10 protein-coding genes and 1 pseudogene are annotated in these 17,214 nt (G+C 70.8%); 8 read left to right on the top strand and 3 right to left on the bottom strand.

What is annotated here, in order from left to right; genetic code table 11:
- Positions 1 to 39 precede the first annotated feature (39 nt).
- From AFR_RS38165 to AFR_RS38155, 3 genes are all read right to left on the bottom strand, one after another.
- Positions 40 to 3,807 carry a multifunctional oxoglutarate decarboxylase/oxoglutarate dehydrogenase thiamine pyrophosphate-binding subunit/dihydrolipoyllysine-residue succinyltransferase subunit gene (locus AFR_RS38165; RefSeq protein WP_438829917.1) on the bottom strand — a complete coding sequence of 1,256 codons (3,768 nt, stop codon included), beginning with the start codon at positions 3,805 to 3,807 and terminating at the stop codon, positions 40 to 42.
- A gap of 134 nt (positions 3,808 to 3,941) precedes the next feature.
- Positions 3,942 to 4,772 carry an ABC transporter permease gene (locus AFR_RS38160; protein WP_023562182.1) on the bottom strand — a complete coding sequence of 277 codons (831 nt, stop codon included), beginning with the start codon at positions 4,770 to 4,772 and terminating at the stop codon, positions 3,942 to 3,944.
- A complete protein-coding gene (locus tag AFR_RS38155) occupies positions 4,769 to 5,686 on the bottom strand; it encodes an ABC transporter ATP-binding protein (protein ID WP_023562181.1) in 918 nt (305 codons plus the stop codon). The genes AFR_RS38160 and AFR_RS38155 overlap by 4 nt, the downstream gene beginning before the upstream one ends.
- Positions 5,687 to 5,843: 157 nt before the next feature.
- Here AFR_RS38155 and AFR_RS38150 point away from each other — a divergent pair, with 157 nt between their 5' ends.
- The 8 genes and pseudogenes from AFR_RS38150 to AFR_RS38110 all read left to right on the top strand — a co-directional run bounded on the left by AFR_RS38150 (position 5,844) and on the right by AFR_RS38110 (position 17,197).
- Complete coding sequence (locus tag AFR_RS38150) at positions 5,844 to 6,602, top strand: GNAT family N-acetyltransferase (RefSeq protein ID WP_041841443.1); 759 nt, start codon at positions 5,844 to 5,846, stop codon at positions 6,600 to 6,602.
- A complete protein-coding gene (locus AFR_RS38145) occupies positions 6,599 to 7,375 on the top strand; it encodes a lysophospholipid acyltransferase family protein (protein WP_023562179.1) in 777 nt (258 codons plus the stop codon). The genes AFR_RS38150 and AFR_RS38145 overlap by 4 nt, the downstream gene beginning before the upstream one ends.
- 67 nt (positions 7,376 to 7,442) lie before the next feature.
- Positions 7,443 to 8,159, top strand: coding sequence for a response regulator transcription factor (locus AFR_RS38140; RefSeq protein ID WP_023562178.1), 717 nt, complete (start codon positions 7,443 to 7,445; stop codon positions 8,157 to 8,159).
- A gap of 13 nt (positions 8,160 to 8,172) precedes the next feature.
- A complete protein-coding gene (locus AFR_RS38135; protein WP_084298504.1) occupies positions 8,173 to 9,729 on the top strand; it encodes a sensor histidine kinase in 1,557 nt (518 codons plus the stop codon).
- 82 nt (positions 9,730 to 9,811) lie between these two features.
- A pseudogene (locus AFR_RS38130) lies at positions 9,812 to 11,436 on the top strand (S1C family serine protease).
- A gap of 229 nt (positions 11,437 to 11,665) precedes the next feature.
- Positions 11,666 to 14,797, top strand: coding sequence for a cyclic nucleotide-binding protein (locus tag AFR_RS44305; protein ID WP_238547188.1), 3,132 nt, complete (start codon positions 11,666 to 11,668; stop codon positions 14,795 to 14,797).
- 268 nt (positions 14,798 to 15,065) lie between these two features.
- On the top strand, positions 15,066 to 15,941 hold the full coding sequence (locus AFR_RS44300; protein ID WP_023562173.1) for a hypothetical protein: 876 nt from the start codon (positions 15,066 to 15,068) through the stop codon (positions 15,939 to 15,941).
- 50 nt (positions 15,942 to 15,991) lie between these two features.
- A complete protein-coding gene (locus AFR_RS38110; protein WP_023562172.1) occupies positions 15,992 to 17,197 on the top strand; it encodes an ABC transporter ATP-binding protein in 1,206 nt (401 codons plus the stop codon).
- Positions 17,198 to 17,214 lie beyond the last annotated feature (17 nt).

Here is a 17,214-nt window from a genome sequence, read left to right as displayed (position 1 = left end):
CGGCAACGAGTTGCGGGGCGCCCTTTTTCTAACAGACGGTCACGGGCGCGGGAGCGCCGCCTCGACCAGAGCCGACTGCTCGGCGTCGTGCATCTTGGCGGAGCCGACCGCCGGGGCGGCCGCGGCGGGCCGGGAGATCCGGCGCAGGCGCACGCCTTCGAGGTGCTCGAGGAGGTTGAGGGCCACGAAGGACCACGCACCCTGGTTGGCCGGCTCCTCCTGGACCCACGCGAAGTCCTCCGCGTTCGGGAACTGGTTGAGCACGGCCTTGAGCTCCTCGACGGGCAGCGGGTAGATCTGCTCCATCCGGATGATCGCCGTGTCGGTGATGCCTCGCTCGGCGCGGGCCTGGAACAGGTCGTAGTAGACCTTGCCCGAGCAGAGCAGGACGCGCTTCACCGAGCCGGCGTCCAGCGGCGTGCCGTTGACACCGGCGTCGCCGATGATCGGCTGGAAGGTGCCCTCGGTGAAGTCGGCGACCGACGACACCGCCAGCTTGTGGCGCAGCAGCGACTTCGGGGAGAAGACGATCAGCGGCTTGCGCTTGCTGGAGAGGGCCTGCCGGCGCAGCAGGTGGAAGTAGTTCGCCGGGGTGGTCGGGTTGGCGACCCGCATGTTGTCCTGCGCGCAGAGCTGCAGGAACCGCTCCGGGCGGCCCGACGAGTGGTCCGGGCCCTGTCCTTCCTGGCCGTGCGGGAGCAGCAGCACCAGCGACGACATCTGGCCCCACTTGACCTCGCCGGAGGAGATGAACTCGTCGACGATCGACTGGGCGCCGTTGACGAAGTCGCCGAACTGCGCCTCCCACAGCACCAGGGCCTCGGGGTTCTCGACCGAGTAGCCGTACTCGAAGCCCATCGCGGCGTACTCGCTGAGCAGGGAGTCGTGGGCGAAGAAGCGGGCGTTGCCGGTTGCCAGCGTGGACAGCGGCAGGAAGTCGTTGCCCGTCTTCGAGTCGACGATCGCCGCGTGCCGGGAGGTGAAGGTGCCCCGGCGGGAGTCCTGGCCGGCGAGCCGGACCGTGACGCCCTGGGCCAGCAGCGAGCCGAAGGCGATCAGCTCGCCCATGCCCCAGTCGATGCCGCCGTCGGCGGACATCTTGGCGCGTCGGTCCAGCAGCTGCTGGACCCGCTTGTGCGGCGTGAAGCCCTCCGGCAGGTCCAGGTGGGCCTGGCCGACGGCACGCACACCGGCGGCGTCGACCGCGGTGTCGACCTGCGGCTCCGGCTCGTCCGCGAGGTTGCGGCGGGGCCGTGGCGCGGAGCCCGCGGTGTCCCGGGTCGCCTTGAACACCTTCTCCAGCTGCGACTGGTAGTCGCGCAGCTGCTCCTGGGCGTCGTCCACGGTGAGGTCTCCGCGGCCGATGAGCTCCTCGGTGTAGAGCTTCCGGACCGAGCGCTTCGTGTCGATGATCTGGTACATCCGCGGGTTGGTCATCGAGGGGTCGTCACCCTCGTTGTGACCGCGGCGGCGGTAGCAGACCAGGTCGATGACAACGTCCTTGTTGAACGCCTGGCGGTATTCGAACGCCAGCCGTGCCACCCGGACGACGGCCTCGGGGTCGTCACCGTTCACGTGGAAGATCGGCGCCTGGATCATGCGCGCGACGTCGGTCGAGTAGAGCGACGAGCGGCTGTACTCCGGGGCGGTGGTGAAGCCGACCTGGTTGTTGACGACCACGTGCACCGTGCCGCCCGTACGGTATCCGCGCAGCTGGGAGAGGTTGAGCGTCTCGGCGACCACACCCTGGCCCGCGAATGCGGCGTCGCCGTGGATGAGGACCGGCAGCACGGTGTATCCGTGGAGGCCGAGGTCGAGGCGGTCCTGCTTGGCGCGGACGATGCCCTCGAGCACCGGGTCCACGGCCTCGAGGTGCGACGGGTTCGCCACCACGCTGACGGTTGTCGAGTGCTCCTCGTCGGGCGCGGTGTACTTCCCGGTCTGGCCCAGGTGGTACTTGACGTCACCGGAGCCGTGGGCCGACTTCGGGTCCATCTGACCCTCGAACTCGTTGAAGATCTTCTCGTACGGCTTGCCGACGATGTTCGCGAGCACGTTGAGCCGGCCGCGGTGCGCCATGCCGATGACCATCTCGTCGAGGCCACCCTCGGCGGACGCCTGGAGCACCTCGTCGAGCAGCGGGATCAGCGACTCGCCGCCCTCGAGCGAGAAGCGCTTCTGCCCGACGAACTTGGTCTGCAGGAAGGTCTCGAACGCCTCGGCCGCGTTCAGCCGGTTGAGGACGTGCTTCTGCTCCTCCGGCGACGGCTTCGTGTACTTGATCTCGATGCGGTCCTGGATCCAGCGCCGCTCCTCGGGACCCTGGATGTGCATGTACTCGATGCCGACCCGGCGGCAGTAGGTGTCGCGCAGGACGCCGAGGACGTCACGCAGCTTCATCTTCTGCTTGCCGGCGAAGCCGCCGACCGGGAACAGCCGGTCGAGGTCCCACAGGGTCAGCCCGTGCTGGAGCACGTCCAGGTCGGGGTGCCGGCGGATCTCGAACTCGAGCGGGTCGGTGTCGGCCATCAGGTGACCGCGCACCCTGTACGCGTGGATGAGCTCGACCACCCGAGCGGCCTTGTCGATCTGGCCCTCGGAGGTGCGGGCGACGTCCCGCACCCAGCGCACCGGCTCGTACGGGATCCGCAGCGACGTGAAGATGTCGTCGTAGAAGTCGTGCTCGCCGAGCAGGAACTCGTGCATCGCCTTGAGGAACTCGCCCGACTGCGCACCCTGGATGACCCGGTGGTCGTAGGTGCTGGTCAGCGTGGTGACCTTGCTGACGCCGTGCTCGGTCAGGGTCTCGTCGGACATGCCGGAGTAGGGCGCGGGGTATTCCATGGCGCCGACGCCGATGATGGCGCTCTGCCCGGCCATCAGGCGCGGGATGGAGTGCACGGTGCCGATGCCGCCGGGGTTGGTCAGCGAGATCGTCGTCCCGGCGTAGTCGTCCATGGTCAGCTCGTTGCGGCGGGCGCGGCGGACCACGTCCTCGTACGCCTGCCAGAACTTGCGGAAGTCCATCTTTTCGCAGTTCTTGATGGACGGCACGACCAGCGCGCGGCTGCCGTCCTTCTTGGCGAGGTCGATGGCGATGCCGAGGTTGATGTGCTCGGGCTGGACCAGTGCCGGCTTGCCGTCCACCTCGGCGAAGGAGTTGTTCATCTCCGGGTGGGCCATCACCGAGCGGATCAGCGCCCAGCCGATCAGGTGGGTGAAGCTGACCTTGCCGCCACGCCCGCGGGCGAGGTGGTTGTTGATCACGATGCGGTTGTCGACCAGCAGCTTGGCCGGCACGGCCCGCACCGACGTCGCGGTCGGCACCTCCAGCGAGGCGTCCATGTTCTGGACGATGCGAGCGGCGACGCCGCGCAGCGTGGTGACCTTGGACCCTTCCGCCGGAGCGGGGGTCTTGGCGGCCGCGGGAGCAGGCTTGGGGGCCGGCTTGGCGGGAGCGGGCGCGGGTGCAGCCGCGGGAGGCGCGGCCGGCTTCTCGGGAGCGGCGGGGACGGTCGGCTTCTCCGGAGCGATCGTCGAGGCTGCCGGGGCGTCGGTGCCGGCCTTGGCAGCCGTCGCCTTCGCGTTGGCGGCGGTCGCCTCGTCCGGTGTAGCGATCGAACCCGAGGCCATGGCCGGCTTGTAGTCGGCGAAAAAATCGTGCCAGGCGGGGTCGACGCTGGTCGGATCGGCCAGGTAGCGCTGGTACATCTCGTCGACGATCCACTCGTTGGGGCCGAAGTCCGCGAGTGGATTGTCATGCGAAGTCTGCTGGGTCGACACTGCCGTGTTCGCCTCTTTCACCATGTTGTCAGCACGCGACGTTCGTCACACGGAACGGACTGGAATCGCCGTCAAGGCTACGCCGTGAGATTCACAGGACCACCCGGACGTCCGGTGTGTGACCAACTGCTGAAGTGTCCGGAGGGACGCGGCACTGCTCAGCCGATGTCGCGCCTCTTCATGATCCAGGTGCCCAGCCCGCCCGCGACCACGGCATATCCGATCAGCACGACCGCTCCGACCCATCGTGGCGGATTGCCCGGCAACTCGGTGCCGGAGATCATCAATTGCGACGCCAGCGGCGGGACGAGCACCTGCAGCTTGCCGAACCAGTCACCGATGCGGGGCGTGAGCAGGAAGAAGATCGTCGTCGCGCCGAAGTACCCGATGACGTAGATCGTGCTCAGTGCGATCGTCGCACCGATCTGGCTGCGGATCAGCACCCCGGCGCCGACACCGAGGATCGCCCACAGGCCGTACGCGAGGCCGTTGAGCCCGATGGCCCGCCAGACCGCCCCCTCGCCGAGCTGCGAGCCGACGTCCAGCGAGTTCAGGATGAACGGCACGAAGAGCAGGTTGAGCAGGGTCGTGACCAGCCAGAAGCCGATGCCGAAGAGCGCCGAGGCGGTGAGTTTGGCGAAGATGACACTCTCGCGGCGCGGTGTCACCAGGAAGGTGGTGGTCGCCGTCAGGTGGAAGAACTCGTTGGTCACCACGATGGCGCCGAGCAGCATCACCATGAGCACGCCGAAGAACTGGCCGCTGGTGTAGAGGTTCGACGCGACGTTGACCGCCTCGTTGGCCACGCGGACCTGCTCGGCCTGGTCGGCGGTCATGCCCGACTCGGCGGGGTCCACGGTCGCGTTGATGTTGCTGCCGGCCCAGTTGATCAGCAGCGTGAGCGCCCAGAGCGCCAGCGTGATCAGGCCGAAGATCAACCAGGTCGAGGTGGACCGGATCTTGAACAGCTCGGCTTTGACGAGGTTCATCGGATGCCCGCCTTTCCGGCCGTGAGCTGCAGGAACACCTGTTCGAGGTCGGCGCGTTCGCCGGTCAGCTCGTGGAGCTCGACACCGGCGGTGAACGCGATGTGCCCGACCCGGGCCGCGTCGGCCCCGCTGACCAGGAGGGCCTCGTCGGGGAGCGTGGTGGCGCTGAGCTGCTCAGCGGCGAGCGCGGCGGTCAGCGCGGCGGTCTGGGGAGTGCGCACCCGGACCTGGCCGCCGCCCGTCATCGAGCCGAGCACCTCACCGACCGGGCCCTGCCGGACCAGCTGGCCCGCGGCGATGATCACCACGTCGTCGGCGAGCTGCTGCATCTCGCTGAGCAGGTGGCTCGAGACCAGCACCGTGCGGCCCTCGGCGGCGAGCGCCTTGAGCAGGTCACGCAGCCAGCGGATGCCCTCGGGGTCGAGACCGTTGGCCGGCTCGTCGAGGATCAGCACGCGCGGGTTGCCGAGCAGGGCCGCGGCGATGCCGAGCCGCTGTTTCATGCCGAGGGAGTAGCCCTTGAACTTGCGCTTGGCCGCCGGGGTCAGCCCCACCCGGGCCAGCGCCTCGTCGGCCGCCTGCCGGGGCAGACCGGCCGCGGCGCAGATCATCCGCAGGTGGTTGATGCCGGAGCGGCCCTTGTGCGCGCTGGACGCTTCGAGCACCGCTCCGACGTGCCGGATGGGCTGATCGAGGTCGACGTATCGCACGCCGGCGAACGTGGCCGTCCCGGACGTCGGTGTGACCAGGCCCAGGATCATGCGCAGGGTGGTGGTCTTTCCGGCGCCGTTGGGGCCCAGGAAGCCGGTGACCCGCCCCGAGTGCACGATGAACGACAGGTTGTCGACGGCGCGCAGCGCCTTGTAGTGCTTGGTGAGATTCGAGACGACGATCTCTTCGGACCCTGTCGGCAACGCGCTCACTCCTCCCGCTCGGCTGGTGGATGAACCTACCGCTTGAGGGCGACCTCCGTGGCCCCGGCCGCAGGCGCGACGAGCAGTTCACGTACCGGTCATCCGGTAAAACCTGGGCCGACACGCCGTCGGCAGACACGAGCCCTACACAGTTCTCATGACGGTACTCATGACCGCCGCCGCTTCCACCGGGACCAGCGGCTACTCACTCCTCATCGCCGACGACGCCGATCAGGTCGCGGCCGCGCAGCGCCTGCGCCACGACGTCTTCGCCACCGAGCTCGGCGCGACGCTGCGCGGGGCGACCCCCGACGGCCGGGACACCGACGAGTTCGACGACTTCTGCGACCACCTGATCGTCCGCGACGACACGACCGGCGACGTCGTCGGCACCTACCGGATGATGACCCCGAGGGCTGCCGAGCGGGCCGGGCGGCGGTACGGCGACGGCGAGTTCAACCTCAGCGGGCTGCGTCCGCTGCGTGACCAGCTGGTCGAGACCGGTCGCTCCTGCGTGCACCCCGACCACCGCTCCGGCGCCGTGGTCAACCTGATGTGGGCCGGGCTCGCCCGCTACCTGCACCTGAACAACCTGCGCTGGCTGGGCGGCTGCGCCTCGGTCGGCCTCGAGGACGGCGGGGTGACCGCGGCCGGTGTCCGGGCCCGGGTCGCCGCCAAGCACCTCTCACCGCCTGCGCTGCGGGTGCAGCCGCGCAACCCGTGGGTCAGCGACCTGCCCGGCGACCCGCGCATCCAGCCGCCGCCCCTGCTCAAGGGCTATCTGCGACTCGGCAGCTGGATCTGCGGCGAGCCCGCCTACGACCCCGACTTCGAGTGCGCCGACTTCTATGTCCTCTTCTCCATGGACCGGATGGACCCGCGTTACCGCCGCCACTTCCTGGGAGCGACACGATGACGTCAGCCGTCTGGCAGCCCACGTCCGCGTGCGGCCCGCAGTGCCGGCCGGCCGGTGACCACGCTGTGCGAGCAGGCACCGCGGTGTTGCGGGTGACGGCGCTCATCGGCGTACTGATCAGCGCTCTTGTCCTGGTGCCGCTCCTGCGGCGGACCGCCGCACGGACCGTCTCGCGCGGGATCCTCGCGGCTCTTGGGGTGAAGCTGGTGTGGCGCGGGCCGGCGCCGCGGCCCGGCAGCCTGCTCGTGGCCAACCACGTCTCCTGGCTCGACGTCGTCGCCCTGCTGGCGGTGACGCCGGTCCGGCTGGTCGCCAAGCACGACGTGCGGGCCTGGCCGGCAGTGGGCGCGCTCGCCGCCCTGACCGGGTCGATCTTCGTCGACCGGACCCGGCCCAAGCGCCTGCCCGCGACGGTGGCCGAGGTCGCTGCCGCGCTGCGGACCGGCCGCTCGGTCGCGGTTTTTCCGGAGGGTACGACGTTCTGCGGCGCCGAACGCGGGCGCTTCCGACCGGCGGTCTTCCAGGCAGCGGTGGACGCCGGTGCGCCGATCGTCCCCATCTCCATCCGGTACGCCTCACCCGCGGCGGCCTTCGTGGGTGACGACACCCTCTGGTCCTCGGTGCGCCGGGTGGCCGGTCTGCGCGGCCTGACGGTCACGCTGGTCGGGTCGCCCGCACTGCGGCCGGAACCGGGCGCGGACCGGCGGGCGCTGGCCCGGGCCGCCCAGGCGTCGGCCGGTTTGCGGTCCGCCAAGTTCGATCTTGCCGCTTAGCAGGCTCACAGAAAACTTTCAGGCACTCTGCAGCGCAAGCGCAGCGACCTGGACGAAGATGGTCGGCATGGCCGCCACTCAGACCCAGGGAAAGCAGAGCGAGGCAAAGCTCCTCGTCGTCGAAGACGATGCGAACATCCTCGAGCTGCTCTCCGCCAGCCTGCGATTTGCCGGGTTCGACGTCAGCACCGCGACCAGCGGCAGCGCCGCCGTCAGCGCGGCCAAGAACGCCACCCCCGACCTCGTCGTCCTCGACGTGATGCTGCCCGACCTCGACGGGTTCGAGGTCATCCGGCTCATGCGCGAGGGCGGCGCCCGCACGCCGGTCGTCTTCCTGACCGCCCGCGACGGCACCGACGACAAGATCCGGGGCCTGACGCTCGGCGGCGACGACTACGTGACCAAGCCGTTCAGCCTCGAGGAGCTCACCGCCCGCATCCGGGCCGTGCTGCGCCGCACGACCGCCGGTGACGAGGAGCCGTCGCGCCTGGTCTTCGCCGACCTCGAGCTCGACGAGGAGACGCACGAGGTCTACCGGGCCGGCCAGCGTGTGCAGCTCTCGCCGACCGAGTTCAAGCTGCTGCGCTACCTGATGCTCAACGCCAACCGCGTGCTCTCCAAGGCGCAGATCCTCGACCACGTCTGGAAGTACGACTTCCGGGGCGACGACAACATCGTCGAGTCGTACATCTCCTACCTGCGACGCAAGGTCGACAACGTGCAGCCGCGGCTGATCCACACTCTCCGCGGCGTGGGCTACGTGCTGCGCAAACCCGCAGCTTGAGCCGGCCGTGACCCTGACGTTCGCCGAACGGGTCCGCAGTCACGTCCCGCTGCAGCCCCGGCTGCGCCGCGTCCCTCTGAGCGTCAAGCTCGTCGCCGCGGTGCTGGCGCTGGTCTTCGCGGCGCTGACCCTGATCAGCGCCGCCAGCACCTATGCGCTGCACAGCTACATGATCGGCCGGCTCGACGGCCAGCTCGAACGCTTCACGCTGCTGGTCAACAGCGCGCCCGGCGGCACCCGCATCATCATGCCCGCGGACTACTTCTACCGGGTCTCGTCGATGCAGGGCGTGACCGGAGTGATCGCGTACGACGCCTCCGATCTGAAGCCGGACCAGATCCCGCCCCTGGTCAAGGGCATCGACCAGGTCAACAGGAAGATCGGCAAGCCGTACACCGTGCGGTCCGACGACGGCGCGATCACCTGGCGGGTGCTGGTCTCGTACAGCAGCGGCGGCGACGTCGTGCAGGTCGCGCAGAAGCTGGTCGGCATCGACGACGCGATCGGCCGCCTGATCTGGGTCGACGTCCTGGTCGGGGCCGGTGTGCTCTTCGCCCTGGCCGCGGTCGGTGCGGCGATCGTCCGGCAGAGCCTCATCCCGCTGGTGCAGATCGAACGGACCGCGGCGGCCATCGCGGCGGGTGACCTGACCCAGCGTGTCCCCGATCCCGAGCCCGACATGGGCGAACCGCAGACCGAGCTGGGCCGGCTCTCCCGCGCCCTGAACGCCATGCTCGCCCAGATCGAGGCCGCCTTCACCGCCCGGGCGCTGTCCGAGACGGCCGCCCGTGCCGCCGAGTCGCAGGCCCGTGACGCCGCCGAGGCCGCCCAGACGTCGGAGGCTCGGGCCGTGCGCTCGGAGGCCAAGATGCGGCAGTTCGTCGCGGACGCCTCCCACGAGCTGCGCACACCACTGACGTCGATCCGCGGCTTCGCCGAGCTGTACCGCCAGGGTGCCGTGGCCAATCCCGAGGACGTCAGCAAGCTGGTCCGGCGGATCGAGGACGAGGCCGCGCGCATGGGCCTGCTCGTCGAGGACCTGCTGCTGCTCGCCCGGCTGGACCGCGAACGCCCGGTCACCCTGGCGCCCGTGGAGCTGCCGGTGCTGGCGATCGACGCGGTGCAGGCCGCGCAGGCCACCGCGCCCGACCGCACCATCGAGCTGGACGTCCGTGAGTCACCGGAGAAGCTGGTCGCGTACGGCGACGACGCCCGGCTGCGGCAGGTCATCGGCAACCTGATGACCAACGCGCTCGTGCACACCCCGCCGGACGCGTCGGTGCGCCTCTCGCTCTACTCCGAGGCGGGCAACCAGGCGGTTGTCGAGATCAGCGACACCGGGCCCGGTCTCTCCGCCGAGCAGCGCGAGCACGTCTTCGAGCGTTTCTACCGTGCCGACGAGGCGAGAACCCGCCGGACGGACCGGACGGCCACCGGCACCGGCCTGGGCCTGGCCATCGTGGCCGCCATCGTGCGGGCCCACCACGGTTCGGTCGAAGTGCTCAGCGATCCCGGCAAGGGTGCGACCTTCCGGGTGACTTTGCCCGCTCTCGTTCCGGACGAATCCTGACGATCGCGGCACGGTGCCATTCACAGAAAACATCCAGGGGTAACACAGGTCAGTCGGAGCGGACGGGGGCAATGTAGTCCGCATGAACGAGTACGAGACCGACCCGCAGCGGCACGAGAGCTCCCCGACCGAGGAGCAGTCGCACCGGCCCGCGGACGCCTCCCACGAGAGCAGCAGCCCGGAGCGGGGACAGTCCGACGTCACGGCCCAGCAGCCGACGCTGAGCCAGCCGGCCGCCCCCCAGTCCGGCATTCCCCAGTCCGGCCGCCGCAGCCGGCCGCGCCGCAGTCCGGCGTTCCGCAGTCGGCCGCGCCGCACTCCGGCGCGCCGCAGCAGGGCGCGTGGCTCGCGTCGCCGTGGCAGCGCGGTGGCCAGCAGCACCCGCAGCCGGGGCAGCAGCACACCACCCAGCAGCTTCCGTACGGCCAGCCGCCGTACCCCGGCCAGCAGCAGCCCTACCCGGGCGCCTACGCCGGACAGCAGCAGTACGCGACGCCGGGAGCGCCCGGTCAGCCACAGCACGGGCAGTGGACGCCTGGTCCGGGCGTACCCGGTCAGTCCGAGGCCCCGGCCTGGGCGCAGGCCGTGGGGACCGAGCAGCGTGACCCGGCGAAGAGCGGCCGGGGTCGAAGGATCTTCGTGGCCGGCGCGGCCGCGGTCCTGATCGCGCTCGGCGCCGGCGGTGTCGGTGCGGCGACCGCGCTCGCGTTCGACGACAACAACGGCTCGGGTGCGGTGCAGACCAGCAACTCGTCGGTCACCCGCGTGGTGGACCGGTCGTCGCTGGCCCAGATCGTGACCGCGGTCAAGGACAGCGTCGTGTCGATCACCACCCAGACGGGTGAGGGTTCCGGCGTGGTGCTCACCGGCGACGGTTTCATCGTCACGAACAACCACGTGGTGGCGACCGCGCAGGGCGACTCGGTCACCGTGATCTTCGCGGACGGCAAGAAGGCCTCGGCGAAGATCGTCGGCACCGACCCGCGCACGGACCTGGCGGTCATCAAGGCCGACGGTGTCTCGGATCTCGCCGCGGCGAAGTTCGGCTCGAGTGCCAACATGCAGGTCGGCGACACCGTGCTCGCGCTCGGCAGCCCGCTCGGCCTGGAGGGTTCGGTCACCGAGGGCATCATCAGCGCCAAGGACCGCACCATCCGGTCCAGCAGCCAGGAGGAGCAGACCCCGGAGAACCCGTTCGGTGGTCAGCAGCAACAGCAGCAGAGCGGCGGCGCGACGTCGATGTCCGGCCTGCTGCAGACGGACGCGCCGATCAACCCCGGCAACTCCGGCGGTGCGCTGGTGAACACCAACGGTGAGGTCATCGGCATCAACTCCGCGATCGCCACCTCGGGTCAGGGCTCCGGCAACATCGGCCTGGGTTTCGCCATCCCGAGTGACAAGGCCCAGGCTGTGGCCAACGCCCTGATGAAGGGTGAGAAGGTCAGCCACCCGGCGCTCGGCGTGAGTGTCACCGAGGCCGAGGGTGGTGGCGCCCTGGTCAAGGAGGTCACCCCGAACAGCTCGGCGGCCAAGGCCGGCATCCAGCAGGGTGACGTGGTCCTCTCGGTGAACGGCAAGGCCGTCAACGACTCGGACGACCTGGTCGCGATGGTGCAGGGCGCCAAGGTCGGCGACAAGGTGACGATCAACTTCAAGCGCAACGGGCAGCAGGAGACGGTGAGCGCCACGCTCGCCGAATCCTCCTAGACAGCATGCGATGCCGTCCGGGCCATCGGACGGCATCACCTCCCCACCGCGGTGGGTGGTCGTGACCAAGGGTTGGTCACGACCACCCACCGCACCTTTATGTGAACTCTGTGCTGTTTCGGCGAACGATCGGCTTATCGGGGGCTCGCCTTTCGGCAGGCCGACCGCCTAGTCTCCATTCGCCATAGCGGAGTGGAAGGCCGACCCAGTGACTTACGTCGAGACCCGGATGAGTGTCTGGGAAGCCCTGGCCGGACGCGCGCCGGGTGAACCGCTCGGACCCGCCGATCCCGGACTCTGGGGCGCGGTCGTCGACCGGCTCAACCCCGCGCGGGCCCGGCCCGTGCTGCGTGCCGGCATCGAGGCCGTCGAGCTGATCAGCGTGCGCGGTTCCGCGTACGTGATGCTGCGCTCGCCCGACGACGGTGGCCGCGCCTGTTATCTGCGGCTGACGCCGGACGAGTGGCAGCTCGCGCTGATGATGGACGGCACACACACCGTGGCCCGCCTGGTCGCCGAGTTCGCCCGGCTCGCCGGTCGGCTCGCGCCCGATCAGGTACGCCGTGTCGTCGCGGACCTCGCCGGTAACCGGATGCTCGACGAGCTTCCCGTGGACGCCTTCCGGCCGCTGCAGGAGCTCGAGCGGCAGCCTCTGCCGAAGAGGGTCGGCAGCGGTGTGCTCGCCGCCGCCCGCGGCCGCCGCATGCTGGTCTTCGACGTCGACGGTGTCGTCTCGGCGCTCTACCGCGCAGGCGGGCGGCTGCTGTTCACCAGGGTCGCGGCGATCGTCCTGGGCGTCTTCGCCGTCGCCGGGCTGGGCCTCTTCGTGGCCACGTGGTGGCGGGGCAGTCAGTCGGTCTTCCTGACCAACGGCTCCTATCTGCTCGGCGCGATCGTGCTGCTCCTGCTCAACCTGGTCGCCCTGGCCAGCCACGAGCTGGGTCATGCGCTGGCCACCAAACACGCCGGGCGGGAGGTGCCCGCGGCCGGTGTCCTGGTCTACTTCGGCATCCCGTCGGTCTTCGTCGACACCACGGACGTGTGGATGGCCGGGCGGCGGGCCCGCATGCTCGTCACCGCCGCCGGTCCCGCCACCGGCCTGGTGCTGGCCGGGTCGATGCAGCTCATCGGTCTGGCCGTGCCCGCGCTCGGCCCGCTCGCGTTCAAGCTGGCCTTCGCGTGGTACCTGAACGTGCTGTTCAACCTCAACCCGCTGCTGGCCCTCGACGGGTACTACCTGCTGATGGACTGGCTGGAGATCCCCAACCTGCGGGGTCGTGGCCTGTCCTGGGTGACCAGCCGCCTGCGCCGACGCCCGCCGGCGTGGTCCGGGCTCGACCGGGAGGGCCGCATCGTCGCCCTCTACGGCATCCTGGCCGTGCTGTGGCTCGCGATCGCGGCCAATCTGGCGTACAGGATCTGGGCGGATCGGATAGCCGGGCTCGTCACCGGGCTGTGGCACAGCGGTTTTGCGGCAAAGGTGCTGCTCCTGCTGATCGTGCTCGGCCTGTGCACGCCGCTGGTCTACCTCGCCGTGGGCCGTGCCGCGCGCTGGTGGCGGACCTCCCGCGAGCGTGCCACCGAGAAGAAGCGTGAGGCCGACGCACCCCGGCGGCTCGCCGCGCTGCGCGCCTCCGACCTCGGTGGACTGCCCGAGCCCGCGCTGGCCGGTCTGGCCTCCCGGGCGCGCTGGCTGCGACCGTCATCGGGTACCCAGCTCGTGGTGGCCGGCGCGACCCAGCAGGCCGTGTACGTCGTTGTCGACGGCGCTCTGCAGGCCCGCAAGCCCGGTGACCCGGGTGGCATCATCCGCCACCACGTCGGCGCCGGCGGTGTGGTCGGGCTGGCCAATGCCCTCACCGGCCGGTCGACCTCGCTGGACTGGCACACGGCCGGCACCACGCTGCTCTCCGTGCCGACGGCCACGGTCGCGACCGTCGTCGGTCCGCTTCCGGGCCCGCCTCCCGCGGACCGGGCCGAGGCCGAGGCGCTCTTCGCCGACACTCCCGCGCTGGCCGGCCTGGCCGGGGACGAGCGGCTCGCGCTGATCGCCTCCGCGCACCCGGTCGACCTCGAGCCCGGTGCGCCGGTGGTCCTGTCCGGGCCCACCCACGCGATCGTGGTCGAGTCCGGTGTCATCGCGATGCCCGACGGTGTGGAGCTGCGCCGCGGCACGCTGGTCGGTCCGGTCGGTGACGGCACTCCCGGGATGGTGGCGCAGACACGTACGCCGGTGCGGTTGTGGGTCATTCCGGACGCCTCGGATCTGCCGCCGCTCGTCGGGACACCCGGCCGCCTGGTCGACGGACCCGGCGCCAGTGGCCCGATCGCCGCCGGTCTGCACTCCGCGGGCGGATATCCGCCGCTCGCCGTCCCGCCCGGACCGCCGGACGGCACCGAGGACCCCGAGGTCGACCGCCGTTTCGAGCGGAAGATGTGGTGGCTCGTCCTCCTGCTGCTCCTGCTGGCCCTGCTGCTCACCGCCGTGAACTTCGCGCCCGGTCCCGCCTGGGCCGAGATGCCCACCAACCGGGCGCTGCTGACGTCGGACCGCGGCACCATCACGGCGACCATCGACGGCCGCACCGAGACCATCGGCGAGGACGACCGGCGCTACGTCGACGAGGGTGCGCGCATCACGGTCCCGCAGGACGCGACCGGGCGGCTCACCTTCCAGGGTGGTTCCGCGACGCTCTTCTGCGCCGGGTCGAGCGCCCAGATCGGCCGGCTCTACACCGACGCCGGCCGGCGCCGGGTGCCCCACGGCGCCCTGACCCTGGACGCGGGCCGGGTGCTGGCCGACACGGCCAGCACGAGCGGTGCCTATCAGCCGCTCGAGCTCGCGGTCGCCCGCCCGGCGGGCCTGATCACCAACAGCGGGGCCGCCTGGTACGCCGCGGAGCCGACCGGCCTCAGCGTCGCCACCGGCCGCGTCTACGTGACCGGCACCCCCAGCCTGCCCAGCGGCACCGACCTGAGCTGCGGCGACGGCGTCAAGGTGGAGCCGCCGGCCGGTTCGCCGAGCCCGTCGCCGAGCGACGAGCCGCTGCCGTCGGACCTGCCGACCGAGGCGACCCCGACGGAGACACCGAGCACGATCCCGCCGACCACCGAGGCGACGGCCGACCCCGAGCCGACCCTCGACCCGGTGGAGCCGACCACACCGGACGCGCCGCCCCCGACGACGACCCGGCCGACGACCCGTCCGACAACGCGGCCGCCCGCCACGACGCCGACGCGGACGACGCCGCCTGCCCCCACACCGACTCGGACAACTCCGCCGGTGACTACACCGCCGACCCAGACGACGCCGCCCACCATTCCGCCGACAACGACGACACCTCCGATCGTGATTGGATAAGACGTGCTCTGCTGGTTCTGTGCCAAGGCAGCCCGGGGATCGTGCCGGTTCTGCGGTAGGGGCGTCTGCGAGGACCACGCCCGCTTCGGGCCGTACCTCCTTCAGGTGAGCCGTTCGGAGGTCCGCGGCCGCGCCGAGGCGCTGGTGGTCGAGGACGCCGTCCAGTGCGGCACGTGTCGTCCCAGGCCGCAGCCGGTGGCGATGCCCGAGCTGGACTGACCACCCTCCCGATGGCGGGCGGTGGACGCGGGCTCCTACGGTGAGCGGCATGAGCGATTTCGACGAGGTGCTGGAGCGGCTGCTGACCGACCCGTCGTTCCAGGCGCAGCTGGCCAACGACGCGGTGGACGCCCTGGCGGGATACCAGCTGGAGGCTTCCGAGGTCGAGCTGCTGCGTCAGCAGGTCAGCCCGGACTCCGGCGCGTCGGCGGCCCTGGTCGAGGATCGTGTCAGCAAGTCGAGCACGTTCGGGTTGTTCTCGTCCTTCGAGGGCCTCGGCGGGGTGACCGACGCGGTCGGCAGCGGCGTGGCCGGCCAGGGCCCGGCGCCGACCGGCAGCGGTCTCGGCCCGGCGCCGGTCGGTGGCGGCCTGGGGGAGTGGGCGGAGTTCGGTAGTGCCGCGGGGCACGTCGCGCAGACCGCCTCCGGGCAGCCGGCCACCGAGGGTTTCGGCTCCGCGCCGGACGGCTGGGGTGCCGGTGGTGGCGAGATGGCCGCCCGGACCGGTTTCGGCTCCGCACCCGGCGTCGATGACGCCCCCGACCTCGACGGCCTGCCGCCGGTTGCGCGGCTGGGTGACGCGCCGCGCACCGGCCTCGGTGACGCGGCCCAGGAGGTCGGTGAGGCGCTGGGCGGTCCGGGCCGGGACGACCACCTCGCACCGCCGAAGGGCTACGACAACCAGGTGGACGCCGACGGCGACGGGACCTTCGACAAGGCGACCTACCGGGGCCGGGAGGACGGCGGTGCCGAGATCCGCGTCGATCTGAACCGTGACGGCGAGGCCGACTTCGTCGGTGTCGACAAGGACCTCGACAACCGTGTCGACTTCGCCGACTACGACAAGGACCACGACGGCGTCTTCGAGAAGCGCATGTTCGACGACGACGGCGACGGCTGGCTGGACCGCACCGTCCTGCAATGAACGCAGCCGGGCACTGGTGCTGAGGCCCGCCGACGCCCACGATGATGGGCATGGTGGCGATCGCCGCACGCGGGCTCACAAAATCCTTCGACGACGATGGTGTTGCCGTGGACCACGTCGACCTCGACGTGGCGCCCGGCGAGTTGCTGGTGGTGCTCGGCCCGACCGGCTGCGGTAAGTCGACGCTGCTGCGCCTGCTCGCCGGGATCGAGGAGCCGACGTCGGGCGCGGTGCTGTTCGACGGCGTACCCGTGACGGAGATCGACCCTCGCGACCGGAACATCGCGATGGTCTTCCAGGACTACGCGCTCTACCCGCACCTGACCGTCGCGCAGAACATCGGTTTTCCGCTGCGGACCGTGCCGGTCCCGGCGGCCGACATCGGCGTCCGGGTTGCCGAGGTGGCCCGCAACGTGGGCATCGCCGACCTGCTCAACCGCTATCCGGAGCACCTGTCGGGCGGCCAGCGGCAGCGTGTGGCGATGGCCCGCGCGCTGATCCGGCACCCGTCGGTCTTCCTCCTGGACGAGCCGCTGTCGAACGTGGACGCGGGCGCCCGCTCGGCGCTGCGGGGCGAGATCGTCGCCCTGGTCCGGCGGCTCGGGGTCACCACGGTCCACGTGACGCACGACCAGATCGAGGCGATGAGCATGGCCGACCGTGTGGCCGTGCTCCGCGCGGGTGTTCTCCAGCAGGTCGGGCCGCCCGCCGAGGTCTACGCCGACCCGGACACGCTGTTCGTGGCGGCGTTCCTCGGCACGCCGCGCACCAGCCTGCTGGAGGCCGCGGTGTACGCCGAGGACAACCGGGTCGTGCTGGACTTCGGCTCGCAGGTGCTGGAGTTGCCGGCGGACGACCCGCGGACGGCGGTGCTCGCGGAGCACCACACCGACCGCGTGACGGTGGCGATGCGGGCGCTGACACCGGGCGTGGATGGCATGGTCCTGCGCGGGAAGGTCACCACGGTCGACAACCTGGGTCACGAACTGCTGGCCCATGTGGACGTCGGCGGGGTGCCGAGCCCATGGCTGGACACGCCGCCCGGTCTCCGCGCGGCGGCGCGGGCGGAGAGCACCCCGTACGGCTTTTATCCGGCGTACGACGTGGTGGAGCCGTTGCCGATGGGTGAGGTGATGGTCCGTGTCGCGATGCCGGGACGGGTGCTGCCCGGTGACGAGATGGCCGTCGGGGTGACGCTGGACGACTTGCTGCTCTTCGATCGCCGGGGTCTGCGCATCCGTTTCATCGCGGAGTAAAACGAACCGGCACTGGA

Origin of the sequence: Amorphoplanes friuliensis DSM 7358, from assembly GCF_000494755.1 — a bacterium.
Lineage (GTDB): Bacteria > Actinomycetota > Actinomycetes > Mycobacteriales > Micromonosporaceae > Actinoplanes > Actinoplanes friuliensis.
Note: the sequence above shows the minus strand (reverse complement) of the source record. Positions and strands in the feature narration are given on the sequence as shown.

What these genes read in the sequence shown, in the direction of transcription:
- AFR_RS38165 (WP_438829917.1), bottom strand. Translation starts at nt 3,807, where the DNA reads ATGGTGAAAGAGGCGAACACGGCAGTGTCGACCCAGCAGACTTCGCAT.
- AFR_RS44305 (WP_238547188.1), top strand. Translation starts at nt 11,666, where the DNA reads ATGAGTGTCTGGGAAGCCCTGGCCGGACGCGCGCCGGGTGAACCGCTC.
- AFR_RS44300 (WP_023562173.1), top strand. Translation starts at nt 15,066, where the DNA reads ATGAGCGATTTCGACGAGGTGCTGGAGCGGCTGCTGACCGACCCGTCG.
- AFR_RS38160 (WP_023562182.1), bottom strand. Translation starts at nt 4,772, where the DNA reads ATGAACCTCGTCAAAGCCGAGCTGTTCAAGATCCGGTCCACCTCGACC.
- AFR_RS38140 (WP_023562178.1), top strand. Translation starts at nt 7,443, where the DNA reads ATGGCCGCCACTCAGACCCAGGGAAAGCAGAGCGAGGCAAAGCTCCTC.
- AFR_RS38110 (WP_023562172.1), top strand. Translation starts at nt 15,992, where the DNA reads ATGGTGGCGATCGCCGCACGCGGGCTCACAAAATCCTTCGACGACGAT.
- AFR_RS38145 (WP_023562179.1), top strand. Translation starts at nt 6,599, where the DNA reads ATGACGTCAGCCGTCTGGCAGCCCACGTCCGCGTGCGGCCCGCAGTGC.
- AFR_RS38150 (WP_041841443.1), top strand. Translation starts at nt 5,844, where the DNA reads ATGACGGTACTCATGACCGCCGCCGCTTCCACCGGGACCAGCGGCTAC.